Annotated in this window: 17 protein-coding genes; 8 read left to right on the top strand and 9 right to left on the bottom strand. The window is 70.1% G+C overall.

Going from position 1 to position 16,235, the window contains the following annotated elements:
* From ACFWY6_RS33865 to ACFWY6_RS33900, 8 genes are all read right to left on the bottom strand, one after another.
* Window positions 1–353: hypothetical protein (locus ACFWY6_RS33865; RefSeq protein ID WP_384698729.1), on the bottom strand; the 353-nt coding region annotated here is incomplete at its 3' end.
* Window positions 350–892 (bottom strand): cysteine dioxygenase, encoded by a 543-nt coding sequence (locus ACFWY6_RS33870; RefSeq protein ID WP_384698758.1) that lies wholly within the window; start codon window positions 890–892, stop codon window positions 350–352. The genes ACFWY6_RS33865 and ACFWY6_RS33870, both read right to left, overlap by 4 nt.
* 84 nt (window positions 893–976) lie before the next feature.
* On the bottom strand, window positions 977–1,063 hold the full coding sequence (locus ACFWY6_RS33875; RefSeq protein WP_345492036.1) for a putative leader peptide: 87 nt from the start codon (window positions 1,061–1,063) through the stop codon (window positions 977–979).
* A 43-nt stretch (window positions 1,064–1,106) separates the two neighbouring features.
* Window positions 1,107–2,759, bottom strand: a complete 1,653-nt coding sequence (locus tag ACFWY6_RS33880; protein ID WP_384698732.1) for an FAD-dependent monooxygenase — start codon at window positions 2,757–2,759, stop codon at window positions 1,107–1,109.
* Window positions 2,760–2,981: 222 nt separating this feature from the next.
* On the bottom strand, window positions 2,982–3,923 hold the full coding sequence (locus ACFWY6_RS33885; protein ID WP_384698735.1) for an amino acid ABC transporter permease: 942 nt from the start codon (window positions 3,921–3,923) through the stop codon (window positions 2,982–2,984).
* A complete protein-coding gene (locus ACFWY6_RS33890) occupies window positions 3,920–4,588 on the bottom strand; it encodes an amino acid ABC transporter permease (protein WP_361816618.1) in 669 nt (222 codons plus the stop codon). The genes ACFWY6_RS33885 and ACFWY6_RS33890 overlap by 4 nt, the downstream gene beginning before the upstream one ends.
* A gap of 127 nt (window positions 4,589–4,715) precedes the next feature.
* Window positions 4,716–5,549 (bottom strand): glutamate ABC transporter substrate-binding protein, encoded by an 834-nt coding sequence (locus ACFWY6_RS33895; RefSeq protein ID WP_361816621.1) that lies wholly within the window; start codon window positions 5,547–5,549, stop codon window positions 4,716–4,718.
* A gap of 70 nt (window positions 5,550–5,619) precedes the next feature.
* Window positions 5,620–6,399, bottom strand: a complete 780-nt coding sequence (locus ACFWY6_RS33900) for an amino acid ABC transporter ATP-binding protein (RefSeq protein ID WP_160507590.1) — start codon at window positions 6,397–6,399, stop codon at window positions 5,620–5,622.
* Window positions 6,400–6,687: 288 nt separating this feature from the next.
* Here ACFWY6_RS33900 and ACFWY6_RS33905 point away from each other — a divergent pair, with 288 nt between their 5' ends.
* Window positions 6,688–7,377 carry a response regulator transcription factor gene (locus ACFWY6_RS33905; protein WP_361816624.1) on the top strand — a complete coding sequence of 230 codons (690 nt, stop codon included), beginning with the start codon at window positions 6,688–6,690 and terminating at the stop codon, window positions 7,375–7,377.
* 16 nt (window positions 7,378–7,393) lie between these two features.
* Window positions 7,394–8,806: a sensor histidine kinase gene (locus ACFWY6_RS33910; protein WP_384698740.1), complete on the top strand. Its 1,413-nt coding sequence runs from the start codon at window positions 7,394–7,396 to the stop codon at window positions 8,804–8,806.
* Window positions 8,807–8,861: 55 nt separating this feature from the next.
* On the opposite strand, the gene ACFWY6_RS33915 is transcribed toward ACFWY6_RS33910, so the two are convergent.
* Complete coding sequence (locus tag ACFWY6_RS33915; RefSeq protein ID WP_384698743.1) at window positions 8,862–9,857, bottom strand: TAXI family TRAP transporter solute-binding subunit; 996 nt, start codon at window positions 9,855–9,857, stop codon at window positions 8,862–8,864.
* 114 nt (window positions 9,858–9,971) lie between these two features.
* Here ACFWY6_RS33915 and ACFWY6_RS33920 point away from each other — a divergent pair, with 114 nt between their 5' ends.
* From ACFWY6_RS33920 to ACFWY6_RS33945, 6 genes are all read left to right on the top strand, one after another.
* Window positions 9,972–10,649, top strand: a complete 678-nt coding sequence (locus ACFWY6_RS33920; RefSeq protein ID WP_361816631.1) for a response regulator transcription factor — start codon at window positions 9,972–9,974, stop codon at window positions 10,647–10,649.
* On the top strand, window positions 10,639–12,012 hold the full coding sequence (locus tag ACFWY6_RS33925; protein ID WP_384698746.1) for a sensor histidine kinase: 1,374 nt from the start codon (window positions 10,639–10,641) through the stop codon (window positions 12,010–12,012). Before ACFWY6_RS33920 ends, ACFWY6_RS33925 begins: the two co-directional genes overlap by 11 nt.
* A gap of 76 nt (window positions 12,013–12,088) precedes the next feature.
* On the top strand, window positions 12,089–13,435 hold the full coding sequence (locus ACFWY6_RS33930) for a hypothetical protein (RefSeq protein WP_384698748.1): 1,347 nt from the start codon (window positions 12,089–12,091) through the stop codon (window positions 13,433–13,435).
* 69 nt (window positions 13,436–13,504) lie between these two features.
* Window positions 13,505–15,025, top strand: coding sequence for a tRNA (N6-isopentenyl adenosine(37)-C2)-methylthiotransferase MiaB (miaB, locus tag ACFWY6_RS33935; RefSeq protein ID WP_384698751.1), 1,521 nt, complete (start codon window positions 13,505–13,507; stop codon window positions 15,023–15,025).
* Between the two features lie 16 nt (window positions 15,026–15,041).
* Window positions 15,042–15,347, top strand: a complete 306-nt coding sequence (locus ACFWY6_RS33940) for a hypothetical protein (RefSeq protein WP_266871277.1) — start codon at window positions 15,042–15,044, stop codon at window positions 15,345–15,347.
* Window positions 15,348–15,366: 19 nt separating this feature from the next.
* Window positions 15,367–16,092, top strand: coding sequence for a class III extradiol dioxygenase subunit B-like domain-containing protein (locus ACFWY6_RS33945; protein ID WP_384698755.1), 726 nt, complete (start codon window positions 15,367–15,369; stop codon window positions 16,090–16,092).
* The last annotated feature ends 143 nt before the right edge of the window (window positions 16,093–16,235 follow it).

The raw sequence follows: 16,235 nt of genomic DNA on the forward strand, positions 1-16,235 counted from the left end.
GCCCGCAGGGCGCCGCCCGCCCGGCCCCCCGGGTCCCCCTGGTGCCACCCCCCCCCCCCCCGCAGGCCGTGCCCGACGGCCTGCGGGGCGCGGTGGCTGCCCTGCGGGTCAAGGCGCCATTCCAGCTCATTGCGTTCTACGACGAGGGCACCGGGGATCAGCCCGTCGCGCTCACGCAGGGCCGCGTACCGGATGTCGACGAGAAGTCCTCCGGCGGCAGCCGTGTCGCGTGCCTGCCGGGGAGTGACCCGGTCGAGGTCGAGCCGTACACGCTTCAGCAACTCGTCGATACCTATGGGAGATTCGCCCACGGTCCGCTGCTCGCCGCTGCGATCCACGGAACGCCCGCTCACTGCCAGTCCTCCGGACGCTCCACCGACTCCAGACGGAGCACAGGCCCGGTGCGGCTGTAGCGGCGGATGCGCGGCAGCGGCGGGTAGTAGGCGTGCACGGAGACGGCGTGCTCGGTGGTGGACTCGTTCAGGACCTCGTGTACGTGATTCCGGCCGAAGGCCCTGCCCTTGCCCGCCGCCAACTCCCGTTCGCGGTCCACCCCTTCGGACAGCTCCAGGGTCTTCCAGCCGTCGGTGGGCAGCCGCGCGGCGAGCGAGTTCTCCTTGAGGGTGCCCGCCGCGGTGAGGAAGGCGCCGACCGATTCGGCGTGGTCGTGCCAGCCGGTTCCGGTCCCCGGCGGCCAGCCGATCAGCCAGGCCTCGCTTCCGCCGGGACCTTCGAGGCGGACCCAGGTGCGGCCTTCGGGGTCGAGCGGCAAGGAGGCGATGAGTTCGGGGTCGGCGGCGCTACGACGTACGAAATCGAGCAGTTCGGCGGCGGTGGGCGTGGACGCCGGCGCGGGCGCGTGCGTGGCGGAGACAGAGGCAGACACAGGTATCCGTCCTGGAAGTTCGCGGAGGCGCGCACCCAAGAACGTAAGAAGCGCAAGAGAAGACGGGCGCGCGGGGGGAGAAAGGCGAATTCAGCAGGACGGACGACACACGCAGCCCGCATAGCGGACGAGGTCCATATGGACCCTCCGCCACAGGCGCAGATCGGTGCCGGTCACGTTTCGGAGTAGACCATGACGCTGCGTGCCGGTCAACTCTGGCTCACTGTGTGGTCGGCCGGCTCGCCGCGGCCTTGCTCTGCGTCTTTTCCGCCTTCTCCGTAGTGTCCGTTTCGCGTGCCCGCTGCTTTGGAAGCACTCCGCCGAGCGCCGCCTCGGCCGCCGAGTACAGCTCGGCGGGGCGTACCCCGCTCAGTGCGGTGACCAGGTGGCCGTCGGGGCGGATGAGCAGCACCGAGTGCGCGGCGGCCCCCGGGTAGCTCTCTGCGACGAGCAGCTCCGCGGGGTGCGGCAGCGCGGTCACCGCGGCGGCGAGCCGGGGCATGATCCCGGCCGTCACCCAGTGCCGCCGCTCCCACACCACCGTGCCCGGCGCGACCAGGACCACGAGCAGCTGCCCGAGGCCGAGCCGGTCCCGCAGCGGCACGAAGGACCCGTCGGGCGCCGTCACGCGCACATCGGCGACCGGGGCGCCCGGCTCGGTGCCGACCGCCACTTCGGACTCGGACGGCGCGGGCGCCAGTGGCGAGTCCGCGTACGATCCGGGCGCGCCGAGCGGGCCGCGTCCCACATGGCCGTCCGTGAGGAGCGTGTCGTGCCCGCGCGCCGTTCCCGGCACGTACGAGCGCAGCCCTCCGCCGCCCCGCAGTATCGGCAGCGACTGGTCGGCCGCGCGCAGCCGGGCGGCGACACTGGCGCGCCGCTCGGCCTGGTAGCTGTCGAGCAGGGACTCGCGCGCGCCGTGGTGCCAGGCGAGCGCCAGCTTCCAGGCGAGGTTGTCCGCGTCCCGCAGCCCTTCGTCGAGCCCTTGCGTACCGAGCGCGCCGAGCAGGTGCGCGGCGTCCCCGGCGAGGAAGGCACGGCCGACCCGCCACCGGCGGGCGAGCCGGTGGTGGACGGTGTGCACACCCGTGTCGAGCAGTTCGTACGGCGGCGTGGATCCCCCGCACCACCCCGCGAGGGTCTCCCGGACGCGCGCCACGAGCGCGTCCGGAGTCACCAGGTCGCCGCGCGGCGGCAGCAGCCAGTCGAGCCGCCACACCCCGCCGGCGAGCGGACGGCCCGTCACCTCGGCGCCTCCGCCGCGCCACGGAGGCATCCGATGCAACAACGCTTCACTGGGCCTGGGAAGTTCCGTGCGCAGCGCCGCCACGGCGTGTCGCTCGACGGCCGTGCGTCCCGGGAAGCGGATGTCGAGCAGCTTGCGCACCGTCGACCGCGGTCCGTCGCAGCCCACCAGGTAACTGCCGCGCCACCACGTGTCCTTGGGCCCGCGCGTGTGGGCGGTCAGCCCGCTCGCGTCCTGCTCCAGGGAGTCGAGCTTGCTCTCGACCGCGATCTTGACGAGCCGTTCATCGGCGATGGCGGCGCGCAGGGCGCCGGTCAGCACATGCTGCGGCACATGCAGCGGGGGCGGCGTCTGATCACTGAACGTGAGCTCCCGCATCAGCTGCTTGCGGCGCAGCGAACGCCAGCCCGCCCACCGCGCACCCGTCTCCATGTCACCGAACGAGTGACCGGCGAGCCGCTCCATGAGGGCCGCGGTGTCCTCCCGCAGGACGACGGTACGCGCGGGCCGCTGCTCGTCCTTGCCGGGCCCTTCGTCGAGCACGACGGTGGGTACGGAGTGACGCGCGAGAGCCAGGGCGAGCGTGAGCCCCACGGGCCCCGCGCCGACAACGATCACCGGGTCCACGGCGCGCACTCTCCCGTCACGCGGGCCCGGGAGAGCTGGACGTACGTACAAGAACTGGCAGTTGGAGCCCGGTGCACGATCACAGAACGTATGCAACCCATTGCCGGTGCTTGCGTCAAGTGACGTCGTCGCGAGCAGGCGCCTCAAATGTAAGGAGGCAGCGGCGCTGTGGCCGCTGCCTCCTGTGCTGTGCGTCTGTTGTGCCGGTGGAGCCGATGGCCGCTATTGGCCGCCGCCTCCGTCTCCGCCCCCGCCTCCGGTGTTCTCACCGTGGTCCATCCGGATCGTCTTGGGGCCGATCGTCTCCAGGTTTTCGAGCGCTGCAGGGCCCACCACAGCGCCGGTGCTCTTCTTGGACCGCCGCATACGGCGCTCCAGCCAGGACGCGAGGCTGGTGAGCAGCAGGTTCAGGACGATGTAGATCACCGCGACCACGATGAAGCTGGGGATGACGCTCGCGTAGTACGACCCCGCCGTCTTCCGCGCGCTGAGCAGCTCGGTGAAGCTGAGCATCGCGCCACCGAGCGCGGTGTCCTTGACGATGACGACGAGCTGGCTGACGAGCGCCGGCAGCATCGCGGTCACGGACTGCGGGAGCAGCACGCTCTTCATCGTCTGGCCCTTGCGCAAGCCGATCGCCTTGGCCGCCTCTGTCTGGCCCTTGGGTAGCGACAGGATGCCTGCTCGCACGATCTCGGCGAGCACGGAGGCGTTGTAGAGCACCAGGCCCGTGACCACCGCGTACATCGGGCGTGAGTCAACGCTGATGTCGGTGGACGTCGAGTAGAACTGGTTGGCGAAGACCATGAGGATCAGCACCGGGATCGCACGGAAGAACTCGACGACCACAGCGGCAGGAATCCTGACCCACCTGTGGTCGGAGAGCCGCGCGATGCCGAAGAGCGCGCCCAGCGGAAGGGCGATCAGCATCGCGAGGCCCGCGGCCTTCAACGTGTTCGCGAGTCCTGGCAGCAGATATGTGGTCCACGACTCGGAGTCCGCGAGCCAGGGCTCCCACTTGGCCCACTCCAGCTGCCCCTTGTCGGACATGGCGGTCCAGGCCCACCAGAGACCGAGGAGCAGGAGGACGAGGAAGAGCAGGGAAAGGAGGACGTTGCGCCGCTTGGCGCGGGGCCCGGGAGCGTCGTACAGGACGGAGGTCATCGCTTCACCGCCAGGCGCTTGCCGAGCCACCCGAGTATGAGGCCCGTCGGCAGGGTCAGCACCACGAACCCGAGGGCGAATATCGCGGCGATGAGGAACAACTGCGCCTCATTCTCGATCATTTCCTTCATCAGCAGAGCCGCCTCCGCCACACCGATGGCCGCGGCGACCGTGGTGTTCTTGGTCAGGGCGATCAGTACGTTGGTGAGGGGGCCGATCACGGATCGGAAGGCCTGCGGCAGCACGATGAGACCGAGGACCTGCCTGAAGCTGAGTCCGAGGGCGCGCGCGGCTTCCGCCTGGCCGAGCGGAACCGTGTTGATGCCGGACCGTACGGCCTCGCACACGAACGCCGCTGTGTAGGCCCCGAGTCCGAGCACGGCGAGGCGGAAGCTCATGACCTCGACATCGTCGGCCGCGCCCAAGGTGATGCCGAAGACATCGGCAAGCCCCAGCGAGCTGAACACGATGATGACGGTCAGCGGAATGTTCCGCACGATGTTGACGTATGCGGTACCGAACCAGCGCATGACCGGAACCGGGCTGACCCGCATGGCGGCCAGCAGAGTGCCCCAGACCAAGGAGCCGATGCCTGCGAAGACGGTGAGCTTCACAGTCATCCAGAAGGCCTCGAGCAAGTCGTAGTCTTCAAGAAAGTCGAACACGATCTCCCGCGCTCTCGCATGTGGTGATGGCGAGGTACGCCGCCGCGCTCGGCGGCGGCGTACCGGCGTGTGCCCTGGTCAGTGGGACGACTTCAACAGCCGGCCCCGCAAGGTCAGTTGACCAAGGTCACTTGACGATGTCGCCGATCTTCGGGGCGGGCTCGTTCTTGTAGTTGGCCGGACCGAAGTTGGCCTTGACGGCCTTGTCCCAGGACTTGTCCTTGACCATCTTGGTCAGGGCGGCGTCGATCTTCTTCTGAAGGGCGGAGTCGCCCTTCTTGATGCCGATGCCGTAGTTCTCGTTGGTGAGCTTCAGGCCGGCGAGCTTGTACTTGCCCTTGTACTGCTCCTGCGCCGCGTAGCCGGCGAGGATCGAGTCGTCCGTGGTCAGCGCGTCAACGGCGCCGCTGCCCAGTCCGTCGATGCACTCGGAGTACGTGCCGTACTCGCGCAGCTGGGCCTTCGGCGCGATTTCCTTCTTCACGTTCTGCGCCGAGGTGGAGCCGGTCACGGAGCAGAGCTTCTTGCCGTTGAGGTCCGTGCCCTTGGTGATCTTGTCATCGGACCGGACAAGGAGGTCCTGGTGGGCAAGGAGGTACGGGCCCGCGAAGTCGACCTTCTCCTTGCGCTCGTCGTTGATCGAGTACGACGCCGCGATGAACTTCACGTCACCCCGCTGCAGGGCGGTCTCGCGGTCCGCGCTGGGGGTTTCCTTCCACTCGATGTCCTTGGCGTCGTAGCCGAGCTCCTTGGCGACGTAGGTCGCGACATCGACGTCGAAGCCGGTGTAGCCGTCCGGCGTCTTCAGACCGATACCGGGCTGGTCGAACTTGATGCCGATGGTGATCTTCTTGCCACCACCGGAACCCTTGTCGTCCTTGTCGTCCGAGCCACAGGCCGTGGCGGAGACGGAGAGCGCGAGTACGACGGCGGCTGCCGCGGTGACCTTGCGAGCCTTCATGGTGAACATCCTTTGTGTCGGCAGGGGAGATTGAGACGCAGAGGGCTCGACGCGTGATGCGTCCAGCGCGTCAGTGGTGAAGGATCTTCGACAGGAAGTCCTTGGCCCGGTCGCTGCGCGGGTTGCTGAAGAACTGGTCCGGCACGGCCTCTTCGACGATCCGGCCGTCCGCCATGAAGACGACGCGGTTGGCCGCGGACCGGGCGAAGCCCATCTCGTGGGTGACCACGACCATGGTCATGCCGTCACGTGCGAGCTGCTGCATGACCTCGAGGACCTCGTTGATCATCTCCGGGTCGAGCGCCGATGTGGGCTCGTCGAAGAGCATCACCTTCGGGTCCATCGCCAACGCGCGTGCGATCGCGACGCGTTGCTGCTGGCCACCGGAGAGCTGCGCCGGGTACTTGTCGGCCTGCGAGGCGACACCCACGCGGTCCAGGAGACCGCGTGCCTTTGTCTCAGCTTCCGCCTTGGACGTCTTGCGCACCTTGATCTGGCCCAGCATCACGTTCTCGAGCACGGTCTTGTGCGCGAAAAGGTTGAAGGACTGGAAGACCATGCCCACGTCCGCACGGAGACGGGCGAGCTCCTTGCCCTCCTGGGGCAGCGGCTTGCCGTCGATCGAGATGTCTCCCGATTCGACCGTCTCCAGGCGGTTGATGGCGCGGCACAGTGTCGACTTGCCCGACCCGGAGGGGCCGATCACGACGACGACCTCACCGCGGGTGATGGTCAGGTCGATGTCCTGGAGGACGTGCAGAGCGCCGAAGTGCTTGTTGACGTTCTTCAGCACGACCAGGTCGTCCGCCCCGGGCGGTATGGCGTCCTTGGTCACCGATACTTCGGTCACGGCTTGTTGCTCCATCCTCCTCGGTTGGGAGGACAGTAATAACCCGGTGCGACCAGCGTCATTACATCTGAGGGGAAATTGAGCATAACGATCCGGCCGCAACCGGACACTCCGCGTGAAGGGGACGCCCCGTGCGCGTACCGGCTGCATAACGGAACGTGCCCGTAACCCGAACCCCCTTGACGCGGTCCTTATGTATCGGCGTGGATGCCTTGGTGCGTACGCACGCGCGCGTACCGGCCATCGGCAAGCGCGAACGAAACGACCGATGAACCGGAGGGGGCCCGCATGAGACTGCTCCTCGTAGAGGACGACAATCACGTGGCCGCAGCCCTGTCCGCGGTCCTGGCCCGGCACGGCTTCGACGTCGTGCACGCACGCAGCGGCGAGGAGGCCCTGCAGGCCCTGCTGCCCGGCGAAACGGCGCCCTTCGGAGTCGTACTGCTCGATCTGGGGCTGCCCGACCAGGACGGCTACGAGGTCTGCGGCAAGATCCGCAAGCGCGGTTCGACGCCCGTGATCATGGTGACGGCCCGTGCCGACGTACGCTCCCGGATCCACGGCCTGAATCTCGGGGCCGATGACTACGTAGTGAAGCCGTACGACACGGGGGAGCTGATCGCCCGTATCCACGCGGTCATCCGGCGGCCCCCGTCCGGCGCCGCCGCGGGCCCCGCGGACAGCGAACTGCGCCTCGGTCCCGTACGCATCGAACTGCCCACCCGCCAGGTCAGCGTGGACGGTTCGACCGTCCAACTGACCCGCAAGGAGTTCGACTTGCTGGCGCTCCTCGCGCAGCGGCCCGGTGTGGTGTTCCGCCGGGAGCAGATCATCAGCGAGGTGTGGCGCACCAGCTGGGAGGGGACGGGGCGCACCCTTGAGGTGCATGTGGCGTCCCTGCGTTCCAAGCTGCACATGCCGGCCCTGATCGAGACCGTACGGGGCGTGGGCTACCGCCTCGTCGCGCCGGCCGCGTAGCGCGTAGCGAGGTCAGGTGCGCACTCGCCTTCTGCCGCTGCTCATCGTTCTCATGGCGGGAGTGCTGCTCGCGCTGGGCTTCCCGCTCGCGGTGAGCGTCGCCGCGGCGCAGCAGCAGAAGGTGGTCGTCGACCGGATCGATGACACGGCGAGATTCGCGGCACTCGCGCAGTTCGTCACGAATCGTCCCACCGGCTCGCGGGTGCGCGACAAGGACGAACGGCGCGAAACCCTCCAGACCGAACTCGACTACTACCACGAGGTGTACGGGATCAGGGCGGGCGTCTTCTTCCGGGACGGCCAGCCCATGGCGCACGCGCCCGGCAACTGGTTCCTGCCCCCGCGCGGGCAGGAACGGGAGGCCTTCGAGGAGGCACTCAGGTCCCGCGGCAGCCACGATCCGCGCCAGGTGTGGCCCTGGCAGCGCGGCCGGCTCGTCGTCGCCTCTCCGGTGATCAGGGACGGTGACGTCATCGCCGTCGTCGTCACCGACTCGCCCACGGGTCACATGCGTTCGAAGACCCTGCAGGGATGGCTGCTCATCGGCGCAGGCGAGTCGGCGGCGATGCTGCTGGCCGTGGGCGCCGCGCTGCGGCTCACCGGCTGGGTGCTGCGCCCGGTGCGGGTCCTGGACGCGACCACGCACGACATCGCGACCGGGAGCCTGAAGTCGCGGGTCGCGGCCGCGGGCGGGCCGCCGGAACTCAGGCGCCTGGCCCGGTCGTTCAACGAGATGGCGGACAACGTCCAAGACGTGCTGGAGCAGCAGCGCGCCTTCGTCGCCGACGCCTCGCACCAACTGCGCAACCCGCTCTCCGCCCTGCTGCTGCGCATCGAGCTGCTCGCCCTCGAACTGCCCGAGGGGAACGAGGAGATCGCCTCCGTGCGCACCGAGGGCAAGCGCCTCGCCCAGGTCCTCGACGACCTGCTCGGCCTGGCGCTCGCCGAGCACGCCGACGCCGACCTGAGCCTCACCGACATCGGCGAGCTCGCGGCCGAGCGGGTCGGGGCCTGGCGGCCGCTCGCCGAGGAGCGCGGGGTCCGGCTTACCGGGGAGTGCCCGGCCACCACCGGCTGGGCCGATCCCGTCGCGCTGTCCAGTGCCCTGGACGCCGTGATCGACAACGCCCTGAAGTTCACGCCCGAGGGCGAGGAGGTGCGGGTGGAGGTCTCCGGGAGCGGCGCGATGACGACGATAGTGATCACGGACGGCGGACCCGGCCTCACCGAGGACGAACTCGCCCGCATCGGCGACCGCTTCTGGCGCAGCAACCGCCACCAGAACGTGAAGGGCTCGGGCCTCGGCCTCTCCATCTCGCGGGCCCTGCTGGCAGCGGGCGGCGGCTCCATCGCCTACGAGAGCCATGAGCCGCACGGGCTGCGGGTGACCGTCGGCGTCCCACGCAGCGAGCCGACGCCCACGGCGTGACCGTCAGGGCTTGACCGACCAGTCGTACGTCAGGGCTTGACCGACCGGTCGTACGTCAGGGCTTGACCGACCGGTAGTAGCGGCGCGCGCCGTCGTGCAGGTCGAGCGGGTCCGTGTAGAGGGCCGTCCGCAGGTCCACCAGCTGGGCCGCGTGCACCTGGTCACCGATGTGGTCACGGCTGTCGATCACGGTCCGGGTCAGGCCCTCGGTCAGTTCCGGGTCGGCGCGGTCCGTGGTGACCAGGAGGTTCGCCACGGCCAGGGTCGGCACATCGGCGTTCTGCTGCGCCTCGGGATAGGCGTCGGCGGGCATCACGGCGGCCCGGTAGTAGCGCGACGCACCGCCCTGCTTGTGCAACTCCTCCACCAGGTCGCCGAGTTTGACGAGGCGGATGTCGAACTCTTCGGAGAGCTCAAGAACCGAACTGGTGGGCAGTCCGCCCGACCAGAAGAAGGCGTCGATGTCGCCCTTCTTAAGAAGAGTGGGCGCCTTGTCGATGCCGGCGTCCACCGCCGTCAGATCCTTCTCGGGATCGAGGTCGGCGGCCTTGAGCACTCGGTCCGCTATCAGCCGCACACCCGAGCGCGGCTGCCCGACGGCCACCCGCTTGTCCCGGAGATCCGCCGCCTTCTCGATGTCCGACGAGCGCCGGACGACGAGCTGGACGTAGTCGTCGTACAGCCGCGCACAGCCCCGCAGCCGGCCCGCGCCCGCACCGCCCTCCAGGCGGTACTTCTCGACGGCGTCGGCGGCCGCGATGGTGAAATCGGCCTTCCCCGTGGCCACCCGCTCGACGTTCTCCTGCGACCCCTGGCTGTTCAGCAGCTCCACGTCCACCTTGGGCATGTCCTGCGCCACCGCGGTCCGCAGCAGCTTGCCGTACCGCTCGTACACGGCGTTCTTCACGCCCGTACTGAACGTCATCCGGCCACCAGGAGAGTCGTCGCCCGTCGGGACGAGCCACCACACCAGCAGACCGAAGACCACGAGGGCGGCGCCCGCACCCTGAAGTGCGCGCCGTCGGCTGATGTGGGGGAGTGCCTTGAGCATGCGCGCGATCCTGCCAGCCCACGCGCCGTGCTGGCCAGGGCCGAGCTCACACGCGGCGGCGCGCGCATCACGGCATTCAGCTCCGGTTCAGGGCAGGGGAGCCACAATCAGGACATGCGGGTACTGGTCGTCGAGGACGAGGAGCGCTTTGCCGACGGGCTACGCATCGGCCTGGAGGCCGAGGGATTCGCCGTCGACGTCGCGCTGGACGGCACGGACGGCCTGTGGCGGGCCCGCGAGAACCCCTACGACGTCATTGTCCTGGACATCATGCTGCCGGGCCTGAACGGCTACCGCGTCTGCGCGGCCCTGCGCGCCGAGGGCAACTGGACCCCCATCCTGATGCTCACCGCCAAAGAGGGCGAGTGGGACGAGGTCGAGGGCCTGGACACCGGCGCCGACGACTACCTGACCAAGCCCTTCTCGTACGCGGTGCTGCTGGCCCGGCTGCGGGCGCTGCTGCGCCGTGACCCGCACGAGCGGCCGGCCGCGCTCACGGCCGGTGATCTGCGGCTCGACCCGGCGCTGAAGGAGGTCACACGCGGTGCCGTGCGGGTCGAGCTGACCGCCAGGGAGTTCGCCCTGCTGGAGTTCCTGCTGCGCAGGCGCGGTGAGACCGTGTCCAAGCGGGAGATCCTCGCTCATGTCTGGGACGACGACTTCGACGGCGATCCGAACATCGTCGAGGTGTACGTCAGTCATCTGCGCACCAAACTCGACCGTCCATTCGCAAGAGCTGCCATCGAGACGGTGCGCGGCTGCGGATACCGGCTGGCATCCGATGGTGGGTAGCCAGGGGGTCAGGGTCCGGTCGACCGCGGCAGCCGTCCTCGTCGTCGCGGTGGGCCTCGTCGCGGGCGCGCTGGCACTGGTGGCACTGCTCCAGGCGGAGCTCACCGACGACGTACGGCAGGCGGCACGCGCGCGTGCCGTCGAGATCGCCGCCGTCATCGATTCCGGACGCGGCGTGCCGTCCCTCGCGGTGGCCGAACGCGACGAGCAGTTCATCCAGGTTCTGGACGCCTCCGGCGGCGTGGTGGCCGCGAGCGACAACGTGGAGGACCTGCCCGCCATCGCCCGCCCCGACGGAGACGGCGAGAGCAGGACCACCACTCCGCTGGACGAGGACGAGTTCCTGGTGGTGGCGGTCGCCGCGCAGGGAGCCGACGGACAGCAGACGGTCCTGGTCGGGCGGGCGCTGATCGCGGTCGCGGAATCGACGCAGATCGTCACCCGGCTGCTCCTCGTCGGCCTGCCGCTGCTGCTGGTCATGGCCGCGGCGGCCACCTGGATGGCGGTCGGGCGTGCGCTCGCCCCGGTGGCCGCGATGCGCGCAGAGGTCGAGGAGATCTCCTCCGCGCAACTGCACCGCCGGGTGCTGCTGCCGCGTGGCCGCGACGAGATCTCCGCGCTTGCCGCCACCATGAACCGCATGCTCGACCGGCTCGAAAGGGCCCAGACGGCCCAGCGGCGCTTCATCTCGGACGCCTCGCACGAACTGCGCTCTCCCGTCGCGGCGATCCGGCAGCACGCCGAGGTCGCGCTCAGATATCCCGGCCGGACCGACCAGGAGCAGTTCGCGCAGACCGTCCTCGTGGAGGACGTACGTATCCAGCGGCTGGTCGACGATCTCCTGTTGCTTGCCCGCGCCGACGAAGACGCGCTGCGCCCGCACCGCCGCCCGGTCGACCTCGACGACCTGGTGCTCGACGAGGCACGGCGGCTGCGCTCGACGGCGACGGAGCTGCGGATCAGCACGGCCGGGGTGGCGGCGGCGCGGCTCGACGGGGACGCGCAGGGACTGCGGAGGGTGCTGCGCAACCTCGGCGACAACGCCGCGAGGCACGCTCGCTCCCGAGTGGCCTTCGACCTGACGCACGAGGCGGACGCGGCTGGCCGGATCGTCCTCGGGGTCGAGGACGACGGTCCCGGGGTGCCGGAGGCCGAGCGCGAGCGGGTCTTCGAGCGGTTCGTACGGCTCGACGACGCCCGTTCGCGCCCGGCGCGGGACGCCGGAGGCAGCGGCCTCGGGCTTGCGATCGTCTCGGAGCTCGTGGCCGTGCACGGCGGTGCGGTGACGGTGTCGCGGGGGGAGCTGGGCGGGGCCCGGTTCGAGGTCTCGTTCCCCGCAGGGCCCACGGAGCCCTCGCCCTGAAGGCGCGTTCAGCTTCGTTCAGGGTCCGTTCAGCGCCCGACTGCCACGGTCGTCGTACGAGACGTGGAGGTGCGCCATGAACAACAGGAATCTCGCGGCGGCCGTGGGAGTGGTCCTTGGGGCGGCGGTCGCGACCAGCGCCTGTGACGCCGGCTCGACGGGCGAGCGGGCCCGCCCCGAGTGCGTACGCGTCGTGGACGAGAGCACGGGAACGAAGACCGGTGAGTGCATGCCGCTCGCGCCCCGGAAGGACCGCGTCGACCTCGCCAAGCCCGCCTTCTCCCGTTCGACGTCCATCACCAACCCGCTGCACCCCAGCACCGAGGTCAAGCAGGTGATCTACGGCGGTCAGGTCGACGGCAAGCCGTTCCGGACCGAGTTCACCTTGCTGGCAGGGACCAAGACCATCACCTTGAAGGGCGAGCAGGTGAAGGCGCGCACCATGCAGTACATGGCCCTGTCCGACGGGCGCATCGCCGAGGTCGCGCTCGACTGGTTCGCCCAGGCCGACGACGGTTCCGTCTGGTACCTCGGCGAGGACGTCTTCAACTACCGCGACGGCGTGGTCGCCGACACCGAAGGCACCTGGCTCGCGGGGAAGACGGGACCCGCCGCGATGATCATGCCCGCGCGCCCGGAAACCGGGGACGTCTACCGGCCCGAGAACGCGCCGGACGTCGTCTTCGAAGAAGTCACGGTCAAGGCCACCGGACAGACCGTCGACGGACCGTACGGCCCGGTCAAGGGCGCGATCACCGTGAACGAACTCCACATGGACGGCACCCGCGAGGACAAGGTCTTCGCCCCCGGATACGGCGAATTCTCCACCGGCAACGCACAGGGCGACCTGGAGGCGGTCTCGCTGGCCGTGCCCACCGACGCCAAGCCGGGGCCGCTGCCAGGCGACCTGACCGCGCTCTCGGCCGCCGTCCGCGCGGCACACGACGGCCCGACGGACGCGACAGCGCGGAAGGCGCGGGCCGCCTGGGACGCGTACGAGGCATCCGACCGCGTACCGCGGCTGCTCGTCCGGCAGATGGAGCACGACCTGGACGCTCTCACCAGGGCGGTCGCCGCGCAGGACGCGGGCGCCGCCCGAGGAGCCGCGCTGCGGGTCGCACAGAACACAGTTGACCTGCGCCTGCGCTACGAACCGCTGGTCTCCGTAGAGGCGGACCGGATGGATCTGTGGGCACACCAGCTGACGATCGACGCGGACGCAGGGGACAAGGGCTCGGTCGCCGGCGATGTCACCAGCCTCGAACTCACCTGGGACCGGGTCCGCCCCGGCACCTCGGCCGACAAGGCCGCGGCCGTTGACGACGCGCTCCGTGAGCTGCGTGAAGCCGCCGACGGCAAGGACACCGCCGCTGCGGCGAAGTCCGCGCCCCGGCTGCTCGCCGCCCTGGGTGCGGCCTCATGAACCCGCCCCCGGTCCCGCGGCCGGGGTTCCCGGCCCGGAGGTACTTCCGGGACCACCTACCCTTGTCACATGAGCAGCGGAGACCGGGGACAGGCAGTGGGCGTCAAGGGAACATACGAGGTACGCACCTACGGGTGCCAGATGAACGTCCACGATTCGGAGCGCCTCTCCGGTCTCCTTGAGGGCGCCGGCTACGAACGCGCGCCCGAAGGCTCGGACGGCGACGCCGACGTGGTCGTCTTCAACACGTGCGCCGTCCGCGAGAACGCCGACAACCGTCTGTACGGCAACCTCGGCCGCCTGGCGCCGATGAAGACCAAGCGGCCCGGCATGCAGATCGCCGTCGGCGGCTGCCTCGCCCAGAAGGACCGCGACACGATCGTCAAGAAGGCCCCGTGGGTCGACGTCGTCTTCGGAACGCACAACATCGGCAAGCTGCCGGTGCTCCTGGAGCGCGCCCGCGTCCAGGAGGAGGCACAGGTCGAGATCGCCGAGTCCCTGGAAGCGTTCCCCTCGACGCTGCCCACGCGCCGCGAGAGCGCGTACGCGGCGTGGGTCTCCATCTCCGTGGGCTGCAACAACACCTGCACTTTCTGCATCGTGCCCGCCCTGCGCGGCAAGGAGAAGGACCGCAGGACCGGCGACATCCTCGCCGAGATCGAGACCCTGGTCGGCGAGGGCGTCTCGGAGATCACCCTGCTCGGGCAGAACGTGAACGCGTACGGCTCGGACATCGGTGACCGCGAGGCCTTCAGCAAGCTTCTGCGTGCCTGCGGCAAGATCGAGGGCCTGGAGCGCGTGCGCTTCACATCGCCGCACCCGCGCGACTTCACGGACGACGTGATCGCCGCGATGGCCGAGACGCCGAACGTGATGCCGCAGCTGCACATGCCGCTGCAGTCCGGCTCGGACCCCATCCTGAAGGCGATGCGCCGCTCGTACCGCCAGGACCGCTTCCTGGGGATCATCGAGAAGGTCCGCGCCGCCATGCCGGACGCCGCGATCTCCACCGACATCATCATCGGCTTCCCCGGGGAGACCGAGGAGGACTTCGAGCAGACGATGCACGTCGTCCGCGAGGCCCGCTTCGCCAACGCCTTCACCTTCCAGTACTCCAAGCGGCCCGGTACGCCGGCGGCGACCATGGAGGGGCAGATCCCCAAGGAGGTCGTCCAGTCGCGTTACGAGCGTCTGGTCGCCCTCCAGGAGGAGATCTCCTGGGAGGAGAACAAGAAGCAGGTCGGCAGGACCCTGGAGCTGATGGTCGCCGAGGGCGAGGGCCGCAAGGACGGCGCCACGCACCGCCTCTCCGGGCGCGCCCCCGACAACCGCCTGGTCCACTTCACCAAGCCGGACACCGAGGTGCGCCCCGGTGACGTCGTGACGGTCGAGATCACCTATGCGGCGCCGCACCACCTGCTCGCCGAGGGCGCCGTGCTCGGCGTGCGGCGCACGGGCGCGGGCGACGCCTGGGAGAAGCGCAACACGGAGGCGGCGGCCAAGCCCGTGGGCGTGATGCTGGGGCTGCCGAAGATCGGCGCTCCGGAGCCGCTGCCCGTGGCCTCCGGCAGCGGCTGCGGCTGCGACTGACCGGGGAGAGACGGCGATGACGGGGGACGGGGACGCCACGGCGCGCTGGGCTCTGCTGATGCAGAACCCTCCAGGGCCGGGCGCTTGGCATCAGTTCGAGCTGATGGCCACGGTGGACGGTACGCGCGCGCAGGCGTGGGAGCAGTTCGGCGAGTTCGTGCGCCTGTACCGCCCCAAGCACCCGCGGAATCCCGTACGGGTACGGCGCTACCGCGTCAGCGACGGCTGGCTGGTGATCGGCGACGGCATGTCCGGCGGTTCCTTCCCCTACCGCTTCCAGGTCTCCGAGCTGGAGTGGGACTCGGGCCCGATCGCCTACTAGTGGCGTTACGCTGCGGATCATGCTTGTCGCCGCAGCCGTCTGCCCCTGCCCGCCCCTGCTCGTGCCCGAGGTCGCCGCGGGTGCCGCCCCCGAACTGGACGCCGCGCGCGCCGCGTGCACGGACGCCATCGGGGTGCTCGCCGTCGCACGGCCCGACCGGCTCGTCGTGGTCGGACCCGCGGAACAGAGCGGGCGCGGGTGGCATCCGCAGGGGGCCCGTGGGTCCTTCCGCGGCTTCGGAGTGGACCTTGGCGTACGGCTGGGCGCCTCTGCCGACGAAGCCGCTGACGGCGCGGCAGAGCGTGCACTGCCGCCCTCGCTCGCCGTCGCCGCCTGGCTGCTGGGACGCACGGAATGGTCGGCCGCCCCGCTGGACGGTCTCGGCGTGGGGGAACCTCTCGGGGCCGAGCGGTGTATTCAAGTCGGAGGGGACATCGCGACGCGGGCGGACCGGGTGGCGCTGCTGGTGATGGGCGACGCCAGCGCGTGCCGCACGCTGAAGGCGCCGGGGTATCTGGACGAGCGGGCGGCCGGATTCGACGCGGAGGTCGCGCGTGCGCTGGGTGCCGCGGACGTCGAGGCGCTCAAGGGCCTGGACGAGCAGCTGGCGTACGAGCTGAAGGCGGCGGGCCGGGCGCCGTGGCAGGTGCTCGCGGGCGCCGCCGAGGGCGCGGGCCTGAGCGGCGAGCTGCTCTACGAGGACGCGCCGTACGGCGTGGGGTACATGGTGGCCGCCTGGTCGTAGCGGCCCTCGCTGCCGTCGGCCGCGGGAGCCGTGGACGGCACGGCGACGGGCGCCGGGCGGTTGGGGGGGCGCGGCCCGGCCCCGGGGGGGGGGGGGCCATTGGTGGGGGGGGGGGTGCCGGCGGGTGTTTGGGGCCGGGTAGG

This window comes from Streptomyces sp. NPDC059037 (assembly GCF_042740015.1).
Taxonomy (GTDB): Bacteria; Actinomycetota; Actinomycetes; order Streptomycetales; family Streptomycetaceae; genus Streptomyces.